Origin of the sequence: Bacillus vallismortis, from assembly GCF_004116955.1 — a bacterium.
In the GTDB taxonomy this organism is placed as follows: Bacteria; Bacillota; Bacilli; order Bacillales; family Bacillaceae; genus Bacillus; species Bacillus vallismortis.
Window position 1 is genome coordinate 931,884 of the sequence record NZ_CP026362.1, and the last position, 19,710, is coordinate 951,593.

Below are 19,710 nucleotides of genomic sequence, written 5' to 3' on the forward strand. Positions count from 1 at the left end.
AGGACAAACACTTGCTACATAGCATTACCCAAGGGGTGATGCATTTTTATGAAGGTAATAATCATCGAAGGACCGCAAGCTGACAAATGCATTAACGATTGCTATCATTATTTAATAAAACTTTATAGGAAGGAGATTAAGGGTGATAGCAATATATGTAAGGGTATCGACAGAGGAACAAGCGATCAAGGGATCGAGCATCGACAGCCAGATCGAGGCCTGCATAAAGAAAGCAGGGACTAAGGATGTACTGAAGTATGCCGATGAAGGATTTTCTGGAGAACTTTTAGAACGTCCGGCTTTGAATCGCTTGAGGGAGGATGCAAGCAAGGGACTTATAAGTCAAGTCATCTGCTACGATCCTGACCGTCTTTCTCGGAAATTAATGAATCAGCTTATCATTGATGATGAACTGCGAAAGCGAAACATACCCTTGATTTTTGTAAATGGTGAGTACGCCAATTCTCCTGAAGGTCAATTATTTTTCGCTATGCGTGGAGCAATCTCAGAATTTGAAAAAGCCAAAATCAAAGAACGGACATCAAGCGGCCGACTTCAAAAAATGAAAAAAGGCATGATTATTAAAGATTCCAAACTATATGGCTATAAATTTGTTAAAGAGAAAAGAACTCTTGAGATATTAGAAGAGGAAGCAAAAATCATTCGGATGATTTTCAACTATTTCACCGATCATAAAAGTCCTTTTTTCGGCAGAGTAAACGGTATTGCTCTACATTTAACCCAGATGGGGGTTAAAACAAAAAAAGGCGCCAAAGTATGGCACAGGCAGGTTGTTCGACAGATATTAATGAACTCTTCTTATAAGGGTGAACATAAGCAGTATAAATATGATACAGAGGGTTCCTATGTATCAAAACAGGCAGGAAACAAATCTATTATTAAAATAAGACCTGAAGAGGAGCAAATCACTGTTGCAATTCCAGCGATTATTCCAGCGGAACAATGGGATTATGCTCAAGAACTCTTAGGTCAAAGTAAAAGAAAACACTTGAGTATCAGCCCTCACAACTACTTGTTATCGGGTTTGGTTAGATGCGGGAAATGTGGAAATACCATGACAGGGAAGAAAAGAAAATCACACGGTAAAGACTACTATGTGTATACTTGCCGGAAAAATTATTCTGGAGCAAAGGACCGCGGTTGCGGAAAAGAAATGTCTGAGAATAAATTAAACCGGCATGTATGGGGTGAGATTTTTAAATTCATCACCAATCCTCAAAAATATGCTTCTTTTAAAGAGATTGAACAATCAAATCACCTGTCTGATGAATTAGAACTTATTCAAAAAGAGATAGAGAAAACAAAAAAAGGCCGCAAGCGTCTTTTAACGCTAATCAGCCTAAGCGATGACGATGATTTAGACATAGATGAAATCAAAGCACAAATTATTGAACTGCAAAAAAAGCAAAATCAGCTTACTGAAAAGTGTAACGAAATTCAATCAAAAATGAAAGTATTAGATGATACAAGCTCAAGTGAAAATGCTCTAAAGAGAGCCATTGATTATTTTCAATCAATCGGTGCAGATAACTTAACTCTTGAAGATAAAAAAACAATTGTTAACTTTATCGTGAAAGAAGTTACCGTTGTGGATTCTGACACCGTATATATTGAAACGTATTAAAGAGGGGTGTATGCACCCCCCTTTTGTAATTACAATCTCGTTCTCAATACACCGCGCGGCATACGTCGCCAGCTTTGTCCCTTTTCCGGCGGAATAGCTTTCAATTCCTTTGATCAGCCCGATTGTTCCGATGGAGATTAAGTCCTCTGCATCCTCACCTGTATTTTCGAATTTTTTTACAATATGGGCGACCAAGCGAAGATTATGCTCTATCAGCATGTTCCTGGCATGTTCATCCCCTTTAGCCATGAGCTCTAAGTATTTTTTTTCCTCGCTGCTTGAGAGCGGTTGTGGAAAGGCATTGTTTTTCACGTAAGATACTAAAAAGACAAGCTCTTTAACAACAAAGCCGAGCGCTGCGAAAACACCTGTCACCATCGTCACCTCCACAAAAGTATGTAGGCAAAAGCCTATATGTAAATGTATGTGGGCATAAGGCTGTCTGTGTCTGTACAGGGAAATTTCTCGCAGGGGGGCTTGGCTTTTGTGAGCAATAGACGAATTTCAAATTTTAAAAATAATTTTTATCAGACTCCCATACATGGAAATGTACAAAAAATGTGTAGGATGGGAATGAAAAAGTGGATGGCAGGCCTGTTTCTTGCTGCGGCAGTGCTTCTTTGTTTTATGGTTCCGCAGCAGATCCAAGGCGCTTGTATGTTCGACAAAGTGTTGACTTTCCGCTGTCTCGTTATTCTGAAACAGGGGATCATATTAGAGATGCGATTGCAGAGGGACATTCTGATATTTGCACCATCGACAAGGGTGGAGCGGACAAAAGACGGCAGGAGTCATTAAAAGGAATTCCGACGAAGCCGGGCTAAGACCGGGATGAGTGGCTGATGGCGGTTTGTGAGGAGGGCGGCGCGGGGGCAGATGTCCGATATGTGACGCCTTCTGATAATCGCGGGGCCGGCTCATGGGTAGGGAATCAAATGAGCGGTTATCCTGACGGCACCAGAGTGCTGTTTATTGTGCAGTAATAAAGGAATAGAGGCTCTTTCCTGAGCCTCTGTTGTTATGAACCTTCGCGATGCTGAAGGTTCGGAGGATAGGTTCCTGCTTTTCGCCAATACTGGCGTGTGCCTTCGTCTCGAACAACGATGCCCAGCTGTGCAAGTTCAAGCCGGAATTCTTCCACATCAGTCAAACCCTTTTTGACTTCATTTGTGTTTATGCGTATCACAATTCAGTTCACTGGGAACATAAAAAGTAAAGGCTTTTTAGACAACCAGGAGGAATTGACATGAAAATCGGATTAATCGGGCTGGGAAAAATGGGCATCAACATAGGAAAACAATTGATTGACCGCAAACATCAAGCAGTTGGGTATGATGTAAATCAATCGGCTGTTGATGAATTGAAAGCCTATGGGGCTGAAGGGACAACCAATCTAAACGAGTTGATTTCTTCATTAGATACGCCGCGTATACTATGGGTTATGGTGCCGCATGGCGTTGTCGATGCTGTTTTGCGTGATGTGACACCTTTATTAAGCCAAGGCGATATCATCATTGAAGCCGGAAATTCTCATTATAAAGAATCGATTCGCCGTTACAATCAACTGAAAGAAGCGGGTATCCATTATCTCGACGCCGGAACGTCAGGCGGAATGGAAGGCGCACGCCACGGAGCCTGTTTTATGGTGGGAGGCGACCCAGAAGCATGGGAGGCTGCTGAGCCGCTGTTTCGGGATGCTGCCGTCGAAAATGGCTATCTTTACGCTGGTGAAGCGGGAAGCGGACATTTTCTGAAAATGATTCATAATGGCATTGAGTACGGAATGATGGCTGCGATCGGTGAAGGATTCGAAGTGCTTGAAAACAGCCAATTTGATTTTGACTATGAAAAGGTCGCCAGGGTGTGGAATCATGGCTCTGTCATTCGATCTTGGCTTATGGGGCTGACTGAGCGGGCTTTCTCTAAAGATGCGAAGCTGGATCAGATCAAAGGTATCATGCATTCCTCAGGTGAAGGAAAATGGACGGTGGAAACAGCGCTTGATCTGCAAACAGCAACGCCGGTAATCGCCATGTCGCTATTGATGAGATACCGTTCTTTAACAGACGATACGTTTACAGGAAAGGTTGTCGCGGCGCTTCGAAATGAATTCGGAGGCCATGCGACAGAAAAAAAGTAGGGGGCGCACACGCCTCCTTATTTTTTTTGCACGTTCAGCAGGTGAGGAAACTTTTTATAAACGATCAGCATGATGATGAGAATGTAGGCTCCGTAAATGCTGAAAGACAGCAATTTATTGCTCGCGAAATTGGCACCTGCAATGGTAACAACGACAATATTCGGGATTTTTCCTATGAGAGACGCGAAGAAAAAAACATGCCAGCGAACCTGACTCAGCCCGCATATCACGTTCATAACAAGGGAAGGAATAACCGGGATGAGCCTTCCTAATAAAACAGCGGCAAAAGCATTCTTGTTGAAAGAAGCCTCGTAGCTTTGGATGGCAGGATAGGCCTGAACTTTTTTTCTGGCCCAATCTCTAAGGCTGTACCTGGCGAGAAAAAACAGCATGATTGTACCAAGCATTGAGCCGCTCAGTGTAATCCAGATTCCATTTGCCATTCCGAACACAGCTCCATTTAAAGCGGCTACCAAAGCAAACGGCACAATAGGGAAAAAGACATCGGCAGCAATCAGCAGCATACTGAATAAAACAGAAAACATCCCTCCTGCTTTGATCGCATCAAGCCAAGCCTCTTTCTGAAAAAAACCGACTGCAATGACCGTCAAAATGACGATGATACCCAGTATCTTTTTTAACATGTATGTGTCACTCCCAACTACGGTGATGTCAGGAGCTGAAATCTCCGTCATCTAGAGTTAGTATAACTGGTGTCATGTCAGCGGTCCAATTGAAATTGATATCCGGGTTGGAAACCCATTCTTTTCTATCTTGTAAAATAGGCTGTCCATCTCTCTGTTTTCTCCATTCTTTATATAGTAGGGAGGGATAGAAATGACTAGGCTAAAAAAGGATTATTCCGGCATATCCTGCTTACATTACGGTGCATAATACAGCAAATACAGCCGACGGGGCAGCTGCGAAAAAACACGTCATTTACGTGAAAAAACCAAGCATATCTGTCAGCTGGCATTTTACAGGTGAAGATTCAGTCATTTATCTGCATTTCCCGATAGATGAAAACGGCTGGCATGCTGGTGATGGCACAAATGGGACAGGGAACCGCTCACATTAATAGGAAATGAAATTTGCGAAAATGCTGACGGCGATTTTGAGCAAACAACTGAAATGCCCAGTGAATGATCAGAAAACGAATGAAAGAAATCAATATTCCGCTGAACCATGTCGTTCCCTACAAAAATGGTCCGGGAAAGAATGTCCGCGCAAACTCTTGGATGTCGGGAGTTCTTTTTAAGATGGAATTACTTCCGCCGATACGCCCCAACAGACATCTCCATCATATCCGCTGCCGTCGGGGATGATAAAACTTACTTCACCTTTCTATTCTATCCTGACAAGGGCGCCAAAAATAACGGAATTGACGGAGTTTACGGACCGAAAACCGCAAATGCCGTCAAGCGTTTTCAGCTGATGAACGGATTAACTGCGGCTGGCATCTATGGACCCCAAACAAAGGCCAAGCTTAAATCGAAGGTAAAGTGAATGCAGGGGTACGGGATAACCTGTTTCCAAGGCGGATTCAGGTTATGTTTTTTCTGTGTGATTTGGTGTTTTTTCGAGTGAGAAGAAGGGAATTTTTAAAAGAATCATCGGCCGTGCCTCAATGAAAATAGAATGATTTTTACTGAGGGGGACACGTTAACAGTAAGAAAAATACAGGAAGAACGAGAAACTCTTCGTTGAACGAGGGGGAACAGAGGTATAACATAGTGGTGAGGCTTGTGGGGGTGTAAAGATGAAACATTTTTTTATCCTTTTCCTTCTACTGTTCGTTACAGCTGGATGCGAGGGGGAGGGATACGAAGACGTTGTAGCATTTGGTGACAGCAATACGCGAGGCTCTAATTGGGACTATCGCGATTATCCAAAAGCACAGCAGTGGGTCAATATGTTAAAAACGGCTGAACGCGGAAAGCTTGATATACGCAACGCGGGAATTGGCGGACAGACGACTGAGGATGCCCGACTGCGGTTTCAGGCAGATGTGCTGGATCAAAAACCGAAGTATGTGTTCATTATGTTCGGCACAAATGACGCCGCGATACTGACTGAGGGAAAACCGAGGGTATCGAAGCTGCGTTTTAGAGAAAATCTGGTTTATTTTATTGAAGAAAGCAGAGAGCACGGGATCAAGCCAATCCTAATGACATGTATCCCAATTATTGAAGGGAACGGAAAGCACCATTTGTTTTACTATTCGAGATATAAAGCAGCTGTATTTGAACCGAAAGGCGGGGCTAGAAAATGGCACAACTCATACAACGATATAACAAGGGATGTGTCGAAGCGCATGGATGTCCCTCTTGTAGACAACTGGAAGCATTTTGTAGAAGCAGATGGCGGAAAAGCAACGGATGAAGCGCTTATCCAATCGGGCCTGATAGATCCTTCAGGCAATCATATGACACCTAAAGGAGCAAGGATTGTATATGAAGGAATACAAGATGGGCAGGTTTTGAAGTACTGAGCCGGACAACGGCCTAAGCCGTTTTATTTCTCCTACATAGGCTGTTATAAATCTTATGTAAGGAGGCGCTTCAATGTATGGCGCAGGCAGGGCATATGGATATGCTTTTATCGTTGTTTTAGTTGTTGTTCTTCTGGTTGTGGGCGGCATATATTGGTTAGCATAGCTACCGTCCCTTGAAAACACCTCTTTTTAGGGGTGTTTTTTGCTGAAAACAGTAGTAAAGCCCGCAACCGAAGTGATATAATATCAGTCATCTGAGTAAAAAAAGGAAATACGCCCGGAAAAAATAGACAAGTTCCTATTAAGAAGATACGGAAATAATATGTCCGAGCGATCTTCTTTTTATTTCGTTTTCAATTAACTCGATAAAGTCACGGTTTAAATTCATTTCAGTGGCTTTGAAATAAGATTCTATTAGTAATTCATCAGACAGTTTTCTCATGCTTGGAACCCAATTAATGGGAGAGTCACCTCCTTAAAAGTTGGAATCATTCATGAATGTAACGCATATATTGATACGTTGCGCATATCTGAGGCTGAAGTTACCTTTAATCTACCATGAAATGCATATAAGAACAATCGTTCTGTTATCCACACCAAAAAGTGGATAACTTGTGAGTATCGTGTTTATAATTTGTCTAAAGAGTGATGTAATAAGAGTGGATAGTGTGTGTAATTTTATCCACACCTGGTGAAGAAACCCAATTTTTGTCGAAATTTTTTTGCTCAGTTTTTCTTTCGGCACAAGTTCGATTTTTTTCGACAATCATTTAAAGAGAAAAGGGAAGGGTGCAGGTTTTGTTAAAAAAGTTTTTTTTACCTGACGAGTTTGTAAAAAATATTTTTCATATTACACCTGAGAAATTAAAAGAACGAAATGTAAAAGGAATCATTACTGACCTGGATAATACGCTTGTTGAGTGGGACAGGCCGAACGCGACGCCGCGTTTGATCGAGTGGTTTGAAGAAATGAAGGAGCACGGCATTAAAGTGACGATTGTCTCTAATAATAATGAAAGAAGAGTAAAACTTTTTTCAGAACCGCTTGGAATTCCATTCATCTATAAAGCGAGAAAACCGATGGGCAAAGCCTTTAACAGAGCGGTGCGCAATATGGAACTGAAAAAAGAAGACTGCGTGGTCATTGGAGACCAGCTTTTGACCGATGTGCTCGGGGGAAACCGTAACGGCTACCATACGATTTTGGTCGTGCCTGTTGCTTCCTCTGACGGGTTCATTACGCGCTTTAACCGCCAGGTCGAACGCAGAATACTGAGTGCTCTCAAACGAAAAGGGCATATTCAGTGGGAGGAGTAAGAAATGGATAAGGTTGTTTGTATCGGCTGCGGAGTAACAATCCAAACCGAGGACAAATCAGGTCTGGGATACGCGCCGCCGGCATCGCTTACGAAAGAAAATGTCATTTGCCAGCGCTGCTTCAGACTGAAAAATTATAATGAAATACAAGATGTTTCCTTAACGGATGATGATTTCTTAAACATTCTTCACGGTATAGGGGAAACGGATTCTCTCGTTGTTAAAATTGTTGATATTTTTGATTTTAACGGCAGCTGGATCAATGGGCTGCAGCGCTTGGTAGGGGGGAACCCTGTCTTATTGGTCGGCAATAAAGCCGATATTTTGCCCAAGTCATTGAAAAGAGAGCGTCTGATCCAGTGGATGAAGCGTGAAGCGAAAGAGCTTGGCTTAAAACCGGTTGACGTATTTTTAGTCAGTGCGGGACGCGGCCAGGGGATCAGAGAAGTCATTGATGCGATTGAGCACTATCGCAACGATAAAGACGTCTATGTTGTCGGGTGTACCAATGTAGGAAAGTCAACCTTTATTAACCGGATTATTAAAGAAGTATCAGGTGAAGAAGATATTATTACGACTTCCCAATTTCCGGGTACAACCCTTGATGCGATTGAAATCCCGCTGGACGACGGCTCAGCGCTTTATGATACACCGGGAATTATCAACCATCACCAAATGGCGCATTATGTCAATAAAAAGGACTTGAAAATACTATCTCCTAAAAAGGAGCTGAAGCCTCGCACATTCCAGCTTAACGATCAGCAAACACTGTATTTCGGCGGGCTTGCAAGGTTCGATTACGTGTCTGGAGAAAGGGCTCCTTTTATTTGCTATATGCCAAATGAGCTGATGATTCATAGAACAAAATTAGAAAATGCAGACGCGCTTTATGAAAAGCATGCAGGGGAATTGCTCACGCCTCCGGGAAAAGATGAAATGGGTGAGTTTCCGGAATTGGTCGCTCATACGTTTACGATAAAAGACAAAAAGACAGATATCGTGTTCTCTGGGTTAGGCTGGGTAACGGTGCATGACGCTGATAAAAAAGTAACTGCTTACGCGCCAAAAGGCGTGCACGTGTTTGTTCGGCGCTCATTAATTTAATGAAAAGGGGAGAGGAGCATGAAAAAGCTGTACGGGGTTATCGGAAATCCGATTGGCCATTCCATGTCACCTGATATTCATAACGCATCGTTGAAAGATCTCGGTTTAGACGGATATTATCATGCCTTCAAAGTAGAAGAGAATGATCTTGAAGATGCGGTAAAAGGAATAAGAGCACTCGGCGTACAGGGCATCAATGTTACTGTGCCGCATAAGGTATCCATTATGAATTATTTGGATCATATTGACGAGAGTGCTAAAGTGATTGGTGCCGTAAACACGGTGAGGAGAGAGGGAGACAAGCTTGTCGGATACAATACCGACGGGGAAGGCTTTGTCAAGTCATTAATGAAGGTATTGGACAAGCCCATCTCTGAGCTGTCATTCTTAATGATCGGCGCGGGCGGAGCGGCAAGAGCCATCTTTACAACAATCGCCCGTGATATACCGAAAAAGTTTGACATTTGCAACCGGACGCTAGAAAAAGCAAAGCAGCTTACAGAATCCGCTCCCTCATTTCACAATAAAGAAGTGTTAAGCATGACAGAAGCAGAAAAGCGGCTTGAGCAGTATGATGTAATCATCCATACAACGTCTGTGGGCATGTATCCGAACGTGGAAGATGCGCCGCTTTCATTGCAGCATGCAGCAAGCTGTGCCGTCGTATGCGATATCGTGTATAATCCAATTCAGACGGCCCTTTTAAAAGAAGCAAACCAAAATGGCCTGAAGACGCTAGATGGAGTGGGCATGTTTGTAGAACAGGCAGCATTGTCTTTCCAATTGTGGACTGGAAAAGAGCCTGATATTGAAAAAATGAGATCGATTGTTATAGGAAAATTAGGAGGAACAGAATGTTAACAGGTAAACAAAAACGTTTTTTACGTTCAAAAGCACATCATTTAACGCCGATTTTTCAAGTGGGAAAAGGCGGGGTAAACGACAACATGATTAAACAAATCGCCGAGGCGCTTGAAGCAAGAGAGCTCATTAAAGTCAGTGTTCTTCAGAATTGTGAAGAGGATAAAAACGATGTGGCGGAAGCTCTTGTAAAAGGAAGCCGATCTCAATTGGTGCAAACAATCGGCAATACGATTGTGTTATATAAGGAATCAAAGGAAAACAAACAAATCGAGCTTCCTTAAAGGTGGTTGAAATGAAGAAAATCGGAATTTTCGGAGGCACGTTTGACCCTCCGCATAACGGTCACCTCTTAATGGCGAATGAGGTGCTGTACCAGGCGGGGCTTGATGAAATTTGGTTTATGCCCAATCAAATTCCGCCGCATAAGCAGGACGAAAACTATACGGACAGCTTTCATCGTGTGGAAATGCTGAAGCTTGCGATTCAGTCCAATCCGTCCTTTAAGCTGGAGCTGGCTGAAATGGAAAGAGAAGGGCCTTCCTATACGTTTGATACTGTTTCTTTACTGAAGCAGCGTTATCCGAATGATCAGCTGTTCTTTATTATCGGTGCTGATATGATTGAATATTTGCCGAAATGGTATAAGCTGGACGAACTGCTGAACCTCATTCAATTTATTGGAGTAAAGCGCCCCGGTTTTCATATTGAAACCCCTTATCCGCTTCTCTTTGCAGACGTTCCGGAATTTGAGGTATCATCAACTATGATAAGGGAACGGTTTAAAAGCAGGAAGCCCACTGACTACTTAATCCCTGATAAAGTGAAGAAGTATGTAGAGGAGAATGGTTTATATGAATCGTGAGGAGGCACTTGCCTGCGTCAAGCAGCAATTGACCGAACACCGATATATCCACACGCTGGGCGTGATGAACACGGCGATCGAACTTGCGGAGCGATTTGGAGCCGACCTTAAAAAAGCGGAAACAGCCGCTATCTTTCATGACTATGCCAAATTCCGCCCGAAAGAAGAAATGAAACAGATTATCGCCAGGGAAAAAATGCCTTCATATTTATTGGATCATAATCCGGAGCTGTGGCACGCTCCGGTTGGCGCTTATTTGGCCCAAAGAGAAGCGGGGATTCAAGACGAAGACATTCTTGACGCCATCAGGTATCATACTTCTGGTCGGCCCGGCATGACACTTTTGGAAAAAGTGATTTACGTTGCCGATTACATTGAGCCCAACCGGGCATTTCCCGGTGTCGATGAGGTGCGTAAGCTTGCTGAGACAGATTTGAATCAAGCGCTCATTCAATCCATTAAAAATACAATGATGTTTCTTATGAAAAAAAATCAACCGGTTTTTCCGGACACATTCTCAACGTATAACTGGCTTGTGTCTGGTAACTGAACAGGAGGAATTTGTGAATGAACCAAAAGTCCATTCTAAAGATCGCAGCTGTAGCTTGCGATGATAAACGCGCAGAAGATATTTTAGCACTGGATATGGAAGGCATATCTCTGGTTGCAGATTACTTTCTGATCTGCCACGGGAATTCAGATAAACAGGTGCAGGCGATTGCTCGTGAAATCAAGGATCAGGCTGAAGAAAACGACATTCAAATCAAAAAGATGGAAGGCTTCGATGAAGCAAGATGGGTGCTCGTTGACCTTGGTGATGTGATTGTCCATGTCTTCCACAAGGATGAAAGAAGTTATTACAATCTGGAAAAACTGTGGGGAGACGCTCCGCTCGCAGATCTTGAGCTTGGAATGAACCAATGATTTATCAAGGCTTTGCAAGCGTGTATGACGAGTTAATGTCGCACGCACCTTACGATCAATGGACAAAGTGGATTGAAGCATCTCTCCCGGAAAAAGGCCGTATCCTCGATTTGGCATGCGGCACAGGAGAGATCTCAATCCGGCTTGCCGAAAAGGGCTTCGAGGTCACGGGGATCGATCTCAGTGAGGAAATGCTTGCTTACGCCCAGCAAAAGGTCTCCAGTAACCAGCCGATTCTTTTTCTTCAGCAGGATATGAGAGAGATGACCGGTTTTGACGGCCAGTTTGACGCTGTTGCGATATGTTGTGACTCATTAAATTATTTAAAAACGAAAAATGATGTCATTGAAACCTTCAAAAGTGTATTTCGGGTGTTGAAGCCTGAAGGCATGTTGCTGTTTGATGTTCATTCATCATATAAAGTTGGTGAAGTCTTTCCGGATAGCACATTTGCTGACCAGGACGAAGATATCAGCTATATTTGGCAGAGCTTTTCCGGAAGTGAAGAGCTTTCTGTCATCCACGATATGTCGTTTTTTGTGTGGAACGGAGAAGCGTATGACCGCTTTGATGAGACGCACGAGCAAAGAACATTCCCGGTTGATGAATACAAAGAAATGCTCGAGAACTGCGGCTTTCAGCTTCACCGCGTGACAGCTGATTTTACGGATGCAGAGCCAACTGCACAATCAGAACGCCTATTCTTCAAGGCGCAGAAATCAAAAACCATCGTTTCCTAAGACGATGGTTTTTTAAAATGCTTTTTTATTCCTTTGCAGGACAGACAAATGTATGAGACACTCGTCTACACATGGAACTGCTTCTTCACTGCGGAAATGTCCTCCTCATACTTCATATGAGTATTTTGGAATACCCGGTGAAACATATCCTGCACACCGCTTTCCAGCGCTTTAATGCCTTCTCCTGTCACACCGCCTTTAACGCAAACCTTTTCCTGCAACGCGGGCAGGGTGTACAATTCCGTTTCTAACAGTTTTCCCATTCCGACAAGCATTTCCTTACACATCAGAATGGCGTCCTGTTTGGATACCGATGTTTCCGATACGGCAGCATCTATAAACCGCTGAATCAGATAGCTCATAAAAGCGGGTCCGCAGCTTACGATATCTGATGCTACCCTTGTAATGTCACTTTCAATTTGCAGCGGATGGGAGATATGCTTCATCAGCTCATTGACTTTCGCTTTTGCAGCTTCTCCGCAGCTTGTGCCGAAAGTGACGAGAGAAACGCCGGCCAGCGCTCTGTTCGTAATACTTGGGATCACTCGCGCCACTTGGCATGGCACATATTGCTCGAGCTGTTCAGTTTGAACGGGGCTTGTAATTGAAATAAGAATATGGTCCTTTCTGACATAAGGCACCGCCCTTGCTAGTAAAGGATATATGTCAAGCGGCTTCACACAAATAAAAATCATCTCGTTTTCAGAAACAAGCTTTTCTAGACTTTCTGTTACATTTATGCTGCTGTAGCGGTTTTTTATGTGTAACGCTTTTTCAATTGTGCGGTTTGTGATTGTGATGTTTGAGGGATCGGCTGCTTTTGATTCAATAAATGATTCTATAAGGATCGTCCCCATATTTCCTGTGCCGATAAAACCAATCTTCACTGATTTCCCCTCCTTTGAGCTATTATCCTCTAAACCATATGTGTGATGAAAATAAATTATGACGAAAGCGGGGAACATGCACGATGAATTGGTTGATCCAGCATAAAAAAGCAATCATTTTAGCGGCTTTTGCGGCTGCTTTCATAGCGGTTATTTTCTTCTTGGCCAGCAGGGAAAACAAAGAGCCGGTAAAGCAGGCTGTATCAACTGAGACAGAAAATCCGGAGGTAAAGCAGGAGGCCGTAAAAGACGATTCAGACGATACCATTGTGATTGATATAAAAGGGGCTGTCCAGCATCCCGGCGTTTATGAGATGCAAACAGGGGACAGAGTATCTCAGGCAATTGAGAAAGCGGGCGGGGCCAGTGAACAAGCAGATGAGATGCAAGTTAACTTGGCGGAGCTGCTGCAGGACGGGACAGTGGTGTATATTCCGAAAAAGGGAGAGGAGGAATCGGGGCGGCAAGTGTCCGGAGACGATGTGAGAAGCGGCGGCGGGAAAGAAGCACTGGTAAATATCAATACAGCAACCTTAGAGGAATTACAAGGCATCCCAGGGGTGGGACCATCAAAAGCTGAAGCTATTATCGCATACCGTGAAGAAAACGGGCGTTTCCAGACAATTGAAGAGATCACGAAGGTGTCGGGAATCGGTGAGAAGTCGTTTGATAAAATAAAGTCTTCCATTACAGTAAAGTGATTTGACGGTCATGCATCATGATAGGTAAACTAAAGGCTAGGCAACACAACATTTGGAGGGAACAACGTGGAACGAATTTCATGGAATCAATACTTTATGGCTCAAAGCCATTTACTGGCGTTGCGCAGCACTTGCCCGAGATTGTCTGTCGGCGCTACTATAGTCAGAGACAAACGCATGATTGCCGGAGGCTATAATGGGTCAATCGCTGGCGGCGTGCACTGCGCAGACGAAGGCTGCCTGATGATAGATGATCATTGCGCAAGAACGATTCACGCTGAAATGAATGCGATTCTTCAATGTTCTAAGTTCGGGGTGCCGACAGATGGAGCGGAGATTTATGTGACGCATTATCCGTGCATTCAATGCTGTAAATCTATCATTCAAGCGGGTATTAAAACAGTTTATTTTGCTGAGGATTACAAAACGAATCCTTACGCGCAGGAATTATTTGAACAGGCGGGTGTCACCGTTGAACAGGTTGAACTCGATGAAATGATCGTTGATTTGAAAAACAGGGAAAAGCTTTCATTTGTAGCTGGTCTTTTAGAGAAACTGGCGGATGCCGGTCTTGCAGAGGAAGATTTGAAGAAAATACATGAACAAGCCAATACACTTTTCACGAGCTATGTGTGATGAATGCGTAGCTCGCGCTTAATATTGCCTTTGGCGGCAGCTTCAGCAACGGCTGGAATCACTGCCGCCGCTTATTTCTCCGCTGTATTTCTTTTCTTCCTCTTTCTCCTTATCATCCTCATCAAAACGAGACACGCTTTTCTCATATTTGTTTCTTTCTTCTCTTTTATATTGTTTTTTGCATTGTATGCCGTCACAGATTCCCAAAATGTTTCTTTATATCAGCGGGGAACCTATCAAGTCAAGGCAGTCATTGACAGCATTCCTAAAATTGACGGCGACCGTATGTCCATGATAGTTAAGACGCCTGATGGCGAAAAATGGGCCGCTTCGTATCGCATTCAGTCTGCCGGTGAAAAAGATCAGCTGTCAAATATAGAGCCGGGAATGGCATGTGAATGGACTGGCACACTGGAAGAACCTAAACACGCAACTGTGCCGGGCGCATTTGATTATAACGAATATCTTTACCGGCAGCATATTCACTGGAACTATTCTATTGCATCTATTCAAAATTGCAGCGAACCTGCTAATTTCAGTTATAAACTGCTCGGTTTAAGAAAAGATATCGTGTCATTCACTAACAGCCTGCTGCCTCCTGCTTCGGCAGGAATCGTACAAGCTCTTATAGTAGGTGACAGATTTTACGTGGAAGACGGGGTGCTTAACGCGTATCAAAAGCTTGGCGTTGTCCATCTCTTGGCGATTTCAGGACTGCACGTCGGCATTTTGACAGCCGGCTTGTTTTATATCATGATCCGTGTTGGAATAACCAGAGAAAAGGCAGCAATCCTGTTGCTGGTATTATTGCCGCTCTATGTGATGTTGACTGGCGCTGCTCCTTCAGTGCTTCGCGCCGCGCTAATGTCGGGAATTTACTTAGCTGGAAGTCTTGTTAAATGGCGTGTACATGCTGCTGGTGCAATCTGCCTTTCATACATCACCCTCCTGCTCTTCAATCCTTACCATCTCTTTGAAGCCGGTTTTCAGCTGTCATTCGCCGTCAGTTTTTCTTTAGTGCTTTCCTCTTCTATTTTTCAGCATGTTAAAACCTCCCTAGGTCAGATGACAATGGTATCACTGATCGCTCAGCTGGGTTCACTTCCCATTCTTCTGTATCATTTTCAGCAGTTTTCTATGATTAGCGTACTGATGAACATGGTGCTTGTTCCCATTTATACATTCTGTGTTTTGCCAGGAGCTATAGCAGGTGTTTTTTTATTAAGCCTTTCCGCTTCGGCTGGCCGGTTGTTCTTCAGCGGGTTTGATTTCCTGATGAGCTGGATCAACAAGCTGATCACAAGAATAGCAGATATTGATGTATTTACAATTATCATTGCACGTCCCGCCCCTGTTTTGCTCTTTTTGTTCACGGCCGCGATCATCGCATTGCTTATGGCAATTGAAAAACGCTCCTTTTCACAGCTGATGATTGATGGGGGCATTTGCTGCGCGGTGCTCTGCCTTCTTTTTATTTATCCGCGTTTTAGTTCTGAAGGAGAGGTCGATATGATTGATATCGGGCAGGGTGACAGCATGTATATCGGTGCCCCGTATCAGCAAGGCCGTGTTTTAATTGATACTGGCGGCACGTTGTCTTACTTATCAGAGCCATGGCGGGAGAAACAGCATCCGTTTTCACTCGGGGAAAAGGTGCTGATTCCGTTCTTAACCGCTAAGGGAATCAAACAGCTTGACGCTTTGATACTGACGCATGCTGACCAAGATCATATCGGGGAGGCGGAGACTCTGCTGAAGCATCATAAAGTGAAGCGTCTCGTGATTCCGAAAGGATTCGTTTCTGAACCTAAAGACGAGAAAGTGCTCCAGGCTGCCAGAGAAGAGGGAGTGGCAATTGAAGAAGTGAAGCGAGGCGATGTATTGCACATAAAGGATTTACAGTTTCATGTGCTATCACCGGACGCACCTGATCCGGCAAGCAAAAATAATTCTTCTCTCGTTTTGTGGATGAAAACGGGCGGTGTGAGCTGGATCTTGACTGGTGATTTGGAGAAAGAAGGGGAGCAGGAGGTTATGCGCATGTTTCCGAATCTAAAAGCAGACGTGTTAAAGGTTGGGCATCATGGAAGCAAAAGCTCTACCGGGGAAGAATTCATCAAACAGCTTCAGCCGGAAACGGCTCTTATCTCAGCGGGAGAAAACAATCGGTACCATCACCCCCATCAAGAAGTTCTGCAACTATTACAGAAACATTCCATCCGCGTGCTGCGCACCGATCAAAACGGAACGATCCAATACAGATATCAGAACAGAGTTGGAACCTTTTCTGTCTATCCTCCATATGATACATCAGAATAACAGAGACGAACTAAAAAAAGACTGCCGAGAAATCAGCAGCCCGGGCAGTCGCTGTTATGAACCAACCAGGTGAATAACCGTTGCCATGACAAACAAGAAGGCGAAAAATCCGAAGGACACAACAAAACCAACAGCTGAATCGACAGCATCATTTCGTTTGCTTTGAACGTTTTTTTCAAAATCATTCAATTCAATCCCTCCTGACTGCTTTAAGTATAATGGAATCGTTTTGAAAAATCTAGAAGCTAAGGTAACGTTTTTTGTTCTGGTGATTATCGCCTTTTTACAAGCTGTCCCGGGGGCTTGCGAACAGGCGTTTAATATAAATGGGGAAGCAGCAGTCAGGCTTCCTCTTTACTATTTTCCAAACTCAATTTAGGATAGAAGGGGATGATGAAAGAGAGGAAGTCGTACAACAATGGTATTTGATGTGTGGAAAAGCCTGAAAAAAGGAGATGTCCATCCGGTTTATTGTTTATACGGAAAAGAGGCGTATTTGCTGCAAGAAACTGTCAGCAGAATTAGACAGACGGTCATTGACCAGGAGACAAAGGATTTCAATCTTTCTGTTTTTGATCTGGAAGAGGAGTCGCTGGATCAAGCGATTGCAGATGCTGAAACGTTTCCGTTTATGGGTGAGCGGCGTCTTGTTATTGTGAAAAATCCGTATTTTTTAACAGGTGAAAAGAAAAAAGAAAAAATTGAGCATAACGTCAGCGCGCTTGAATCATATATACAATCGCCTGCGCCTTACACGGTCTTTGTTCTGCTCGCTCCGTATGAAAAGCTGGATGAGCGGAAAAAACTGACGAAAGCATTAAAGAAGCACGCGTTTATGATGGAGGCGAAGGAATTAAACGCAAAGGAGACGACAGACTTTACGGTTAACCTTGCAAAAACCGAGCAGAAAACAATCGGCACTGAAGCGGCGGAGCATTTGGTTCTGCTAGTGAACGGACATCTATCTTCGATTTTTCAGGAGATTCAAAAGCTCTGCATATTTATTGGAGATCGTGAAGAAATTACACTGGATGATGTGAAAATGCTTGTAGCGAGAAGCCTTGAACAAAATATATTTGAGCTGATTAATAAAATCGTCAATCGGAAACGCACGGAGAGCCTGCAAATTTTTTATGATTTGCTCAAACAAAATGAAGAACCGATCAAAATCATGGCGCTCATTTCGAATCAGTTCCGGCTGATTTTGCAAACAAAGTACTTCGCGGAACAAGGATACGGACAAAAGCAAATCGCTGCTAATTTAAAAGTTCACCCATTTCGGGTAAAGCTGGCGATGGATCAAGCAAGGCTTTTTTCAGAAGCTGAGCTCCGGTCAATTATTGAACAGCTTGCCGTCATGGACTATGAAATGAAAACAGGGAAAAAGGACAAGCAGCTCCTGCTCGAACTGTTCCTTTTACAGCTATTAAAAAGAAATGAAAAAAACGATCCCCATTATTGAGGATCGTTTTTATATTATGCAGAAAGTCCGTTCACTTTTTTAGCCAGTCTTGATTTGTATCGAGCACCGGTGTTTTTGTGTACAAGACCTGTTTTCACTGCTTTATCAATACGTTTAGCTGCTTCAGTAAGAGCAGTTTTCGCTTTGTCAGCTTCGTTGTTTGCAACAGAAGCTTCAACTTGTTTGATTGCAGTACGCATAGCAGATTTGATTGTCGCGTTATGAGCGCGGCGTTCGTTGTTTGTTTTTGTACGTTTAATCGCTGATTTAATGTTTGGCACGTGTTTCACCTCCTAAGATACAACCTGTAGCACAGTGTCTTAAGGTTAAATCTTCTTCACAATAGAACAAATTGTATTCTATCAAACACATCTTTAGATTGCAATATAAATGTAAAGTATTTTTCATTGAAGGATCTCTTTTTAGCATGATTCATTCAGCAAATGGCAACAATATAGGTACTGAATGTGAAGGAGGCCCCTGTATGAAAAAGAGTGAACTGGACGTTAACCAGTATTTGATACGTACCGATTTAGCAGTTGAGACGAAGGAAGCGATGGCCAATCAGAAGGCTGTGCCGGCAAAAGAAATTAGAGGTTTTATTGAAAAAGAACGTGATCGCGGCGGCATAAAAATCCGCACTGTTGATATTACCAAGGAAGGCGCCGAGCTCTCAGGAAAAAAAGAAGGGCGCTATTTAACGCTCGAGGCGCAAGGAATCAGAGAGAATGATTCGGAAATGCAGGAAAAGGTCTCTGCTGTTTTTGCGGAGGAATTTTCGGCTTTTCTTGAAAGCCTTCATATCTCAAAAGATGCGAGCTGTTTGATCGTCGGGCTCGGCAACTGGAACGTGACACCTGACGCGCTCGGACCGATGGCTGTAGAAAATTTATTGGTCACAAGGCACTTGTTTAAGCTTCAGCCGGAAAATGTGCAGGAGGGCTACAGGCCTGTCAGCGCATTTGCACCTGGTGTGATGGGGATTACGGGAATCGAAACAAGCGACATTATTAAAGGGGTGATTGAGGAATCGAAGCCTGATTTTGTCATTGCCATTGATGCACTGGCGGCACGGGCGGTGGAAAGGGTTAACACAACCATTCAAATATCTGACACAGGGATTCATCCGGGTTCTGGTGTGGGGAATAAACGAAAGGATTTAAGCAAAGACACGCTTGGCGTACCGGTGATTGCAATCGGAGTGCCGACAGTCGTTGACGCGGTGACGATTGCCAGCGATACGGTGGACTACATATTAAAACACTTTGGAAGAGAAATGAAAGATGACAGGCCGTCAAGATCGCTTGTTCCGGCAGGCATGGCGTTTGGGAAAAAGAAAGTGCTCACTGAAGAGGATCTTCCTGATCAAAAGCAGCGCCAATCGTTCCTCGGGATTGTCGGAACGCTTGGAGAAGATGAAAAACGGCAGCTCATTCACGAGGTGCTTTCACCTTTAGGCCACAACTTAATGGTTACGCCGAAGGAAGTTGATTCATTTATCGACGATATGGCCAATGTGCTGGCGAACGGATTAAACACAGCGCTTCATGAAAAAGTGTCACAAGAAAACAAAGGCTCCTACAATCACTAAACGGTTCTACTTCCTCTAGCTTGT

21 protein-coding genes and 6 pseudogenes are annotated in these 19,710 nt (G+C 43.6%); 20 read left to right on the forward strand and 7 right to left on the reverse strand.

Annotation, left to right across the window (positions count from 1 at the left end; translation table 11 throughout):
- Positions 1-48: 48 nt before the first annotated feature.
- Positions 49-227 (forward strand): annotated as a pseudogene (locus BV11031_RS22875) (hypothetical protein).
- Positions 185-1,645: a site-specific DNA recombinase SpoIVCA gene (gene spoIVCA, locus BV11031_RS05035; protein WP_241210327.1), complete on the forward strand. Its 1,461-nt coding sequence runs from the start codon at positions 185-187 to the stop codon at positions 1,643-1,645. The pseudogene BV11031_RS22875 and the gene spoIVCA overlap by 43 nt, the downstream one beginning before the upstream one ends.
- Positions 1,646-1,672: 27 nt before the next feature.
- Here the strand turns inward: spoIVCA and BV11031_RS05040 are convergent.
- Positions 1,673-2,023, reverse strand: a pseudogene (locus BV11031_RS05040) (sigma-70 family RNA polymerase sigma factor); the annotation flags it as partial.
- A 195-nt stretch (positions 2,024-2,218) separates the two neighbouring features.
- Here BV11031_RS05040 and BV11031_RS05045 point away from each other — a divergent pair.
- Positions 2,219-2,628: pseudogene (locus tag BV11031_RS05045) on the forward strand (sporulation protein).
- Positions 2,629-2,663: 35 nt separating this feature from the next.
- On the opposite strand, the pseudogene BV11031_RS05050 reads toward BV11031_RS05045, so the two are convergent.
- Positions 2,664-2,789: pseudogene (locus tag BV11031_RS05050) on the reverse strand (CysS/YqeB C-terminal domain-containing protein); the annotation flags it as partial.
- A 102-nt stretch (positions 2,790-2,891) separates the two neighbouring features.
- On the opposite strand from BV11031_RS05050, the gene gnd reads away from it, so the two are divergent.
- Positions 2,892-3,785 carry a phosphogluconate dehydrogenase (NAD(+)-dependent, decarboxylating) gene (gene gnd / locus BV11031_RS05055; RefSeq protein ID WP_010330737.1) on the forward strand — a complete coding sequence of 298 codons (894 nt, stop codon included), beginning with the start codon at positions 2,892-2,894 and terminating at the stop codon, positions 3,783-3,785.
- Between the two features lie 17 nt (positions 3,786-3,802).
- Here the strand turns inward: gnd and BV11031_RS05060 are convergent, their stop codons facing one another.
- The gene (locus BV11031_RS05060; RefSeq protein ID WP_010330736.1) at positions 3,803-4,429 is read right to left on the reverse strand and encodes a TVP38/TMEM64 family protein; all 627 of its coding nucleotides are present in this window, start codon (positions 4,427-4,429) and stop codon (positions 3,803-3,805) included.
- 227 nt (positions 4,430-4,656) lie between these two features.
- Here BV11031_RS05060 and BV11031_RS05065 point away from each other — a divergent pair.
- Positions 4,657-5,291: pseudogene (locus BV11031_RS05065) on the forward strand (peptidoglycan recognition protein family protein); the annotation flags it as partial.
- Between the two features lie 253 nt (positions 5,292-5,544).
- Positions 5,545-6,276 (forward strand): SGNH/GDSL hydrolase family protein, encoded by a 732-nt coding sequence (locus BV11031_RS05070; RefSeq protein ID WP_010330735.1) that lies wholly within the window; start codon positions 5,545-5,547, stop codon positions 6,274-6,276.
- A gap of 304 nt (positions 6,277-6,580) precedes the next feature.
- Here BV11031_RS05070 and sda read toward each other — a convergent pair whose 3' ends face one another.
- Positions 6,581-6,721: a sporulation histidine kinase inhibitor Sda gene (sda, locus tag BV11031_RS05075; RefSeq protein WP_003226124.1), complete on the reverse strand. Its 141-nt coding sequence runs from the start codon at positions 6,719-6,721 to the stop codon at positions 6,581-6,583.
- A gap of 356 nt (positions 6,722-7,077) precedes the next feature.
- Between sda and BV11031_RS05080 the strand changes: the two genes are divergently transcribed.
- Genes BV11031_RS05080 through BV11031_RS05115 form a run of 8 tightly spaced genes read left to right on the forward strand, consistent with a single transcriptional unit; the run spans position 7,078 to position 12,090 of the window.
- Entirely contained in the window at positions 7,078-7,596 is a 519-nt protein-coding gene (locus BV11031_RS05080; RefSeq protein ID WP_003226126.1) for a YqeG family HAD IIIA-type phosphatase, read from the forward strand.
- Positions 7,597-7,599: 3 nt separating this feature from the next.
- Positions 7,600-8,700, forward strand: a complete 1,101-nt coding sequence (yqeH, locus tag BV11031_RS05085; RefSeq protein ID WP_010330734.1) for a ribosome biogenesis GTPase YqeH — start codon at positions 7,600-7,602, stop codon at positions 8,698-8,700.
- A gap of 18 nt (positions 8,701-8,718) precedes the next feature.
- Positions 8,719-9,561 carry a shikimate dehydrogenase gene (gene aroE / locus BV11031_RS05090; protein ID WP_010330733.1) on the forward strand — a complete coding sequence of 281 codons (843 nt, stop codon included), beginning with the start codon at positions 8,719-8,721 and terminating at the stop codon, positions 9,559-9,561.
- Complete coding sequence (gene yhbY, locus BV11031_RS05095; RefSeq protein ID WP_003226133.1) at positions 9,555-9,845, forward strand: ribosome assembly RNA-binding protein YhbY; 291 nt, start codon at positions 9,555-9,557, stop codon at positions 9,843-9,845. Before aroE ends, yhbY begins: the two co-directional genes overlap by 7 nt.
- A gap of 11 nt (positions 9,846-9,856) precedes the next feature.
- The gene (locus BV11031_RS05100; RefSeq protein ID WP_010330732.1) at positions 9,857-10,426 is read left to right on the forward strand and encodes a nicotinate-nucleotide adenylyltransferase; all 570 of its coding nucleotides are present in this window, start codon (positions 9,857-9,859) and stop codon (positions 10,424-10,426) included.
- On the forward strand, positions 10,416-10,976 hold the full coding sequence (yqeK, locus tag BV11031_RS05105; protein WP_010330731.1) for a bis(5'-nucleosyl)-tetraphosphatase (symmetrical) YqeK: 561 nt from the start codon (positions 10,416-10,418) through the stop codon (positions 10,974-10,976). Before BV11031_RS05100 ends, yqeK begins: the two co-directional genes overlap by 11 nt.
- A gap of 17 nt (positions 10,977-10,993) precedes the next feature.
- The gene (gene rsfS, locus BV11031_RS05110; protein WP_010330730.1) at positions 10,994-11,350 is read left to right on the forward strand and encodes a ribosome silencing factor; all 357 of its coding nucleotides are present in this window, start codon (positions 10,994-10,996) and stop codon (positions 11,348-11,350) included.
- Positions 11,347-12,090, forward strand: coding sequence for a class I SAM-dependent DNA methyltransferase (locus tag BV11031_RS05115; RefSeq protein WP_010330729.1), 744 nt, complete (start codon positions 11,347-11,349; stop codon positions 12,088-12,090). The genes rsfS and BV11031_RS05115 overlap by 4 nt, the downstream gene beginning before the upstream one ends.
- Positions 12,091-12,155: 65 nt before the next feature.
- On the opposite strand, the gene comER is transcribed toward BV11031_RS05115, so the two are convergent.
- On the reverse strand, positions 12,156-12,977 hold the full coding sequence (gene comER, locus BV11031_RS05120) for a late competence protein ComER (protein ID WP_010330728.1): 822 nt from the start codon (positions 12,975-12,977) through the stop codon (positions 12,156-12,158).
- A gap of 83 nt (positions 12,978-13,060) precedes the next feature.
- Between comER and BV11031_RS05125 the strand changes: the two genes are divergently transcribed.
- The 3 genes and pseudogenes from BV11031_RS05125 to BV11031_RS05135 all read left to right on the forward strand — a co-directional run bounded on the left by BV11031_RS05125 (position 13,061) and on the right by BV11031_RS05135 (position 16,647).
- On the forward strand, positions 13,061-13,678 hold the full coding sequence (locus BV11031_RS05125; protein ID WP_010330727.1) for a helix-hairpin-helix domain-containing protein: 618 nt from the start codon (positions 13,061-13,063) through the stop codon (positions 13,676-13,678).
- A 66-nt stretch (positions 13,679-13,744) separates the two neighbouring features.
- Positions 13,745-14,314 (forward strand): ComE operon protein 2, encoded by a 570-nt coding sequence (locus BV11031_RS05130; RefSeq protein ID WP_010330726.1) that lies wholly within the window; start codon positions 13,745-13,747, stop codon positions 14,312-14,314.
- A gap of 3 nt (positions 14,315-14,317) precedes the next feature.
- Positions 14,318-16,647: pseudogene (locus tag BV11031_RS05135) on the forward strand (DNA internalization-related competence protein ComEC/Rec2).
- 40 nt (positions 16,648-16,687) lie between these two features.
- Here the strand turns inward: BV11031_RS05135 and BV11031_RS05140 are convergent.
- Complete coding sequence (locus tag BV11031_RS05140; RefSeq protein ID WP_003229983.1) at positions 16,688-16,822, reverse strand: YqzM family protein; 135 nt, start codon at positions 16,820-16,822, stop codon at positions 16,688-16,690.
- 40 nt (positions 16,823-16,862) lie between these two features.
- Here BV11031_RS05140 and BV11031_RS05145 point away from each other — a divergent pair, with 40 nt between their 5' ends.
- Entirely contained in the window at positions 16,863-17,012 is a 150-nt protein-coding gene (locus tag BV11031_RS05145; RefSeq protein ID WP_121642933.1) for a hypothetical protein, read from the forward strand.
- Positions 17,013-17,051: 39 nt separating this feature from the next.
- Positions 17,052-18,095 (forward strand): DNA polymerase III subunit delta, encoded by a 1,044-nt coding sequence (gene holA / locus BV11031_RS05150; protein WP_010330724.1) that lies wholly within the window; start codon positions 17,052-17,054, stop codon positions 18,093-18,095.
- Between the two features lie 14 nt (positions 18,096-18,109).
- Here holA and rpsT read toward each other — a convergent pair whose 3' ends face one another.
- Positions 18,110-18,376, reverse strand: a complete 267-nt coding sequence (gene rpsT, locus BV11031_RS05155; protein WP_010330723.1) for a 30S ribosomal protein S20 — start codon at positions 18,374-18,376, stop codon at positions 18,110-18,112.
- Between the two features lie 203 nt (positions 18,377-18,579).
- Between rpsT and gpr the strand changes: the two genes are divergently transcribed.
- Positions 18,580-19,686 carry a GPR endopeptidase gene (gpr, locus tag BV11031_RS05160; RefSeq protein ID WP_039074531.1) on the forward strand — a complete coding sequence of 369 codons (1,107 nt, stop codon included), beginning with the start codon at positions 18,580-18,582 and terminating at the stop codon, positions 19,684-19,686.
- Positions 19,687-19,710 lie beyond the last annotated feature (24 nt).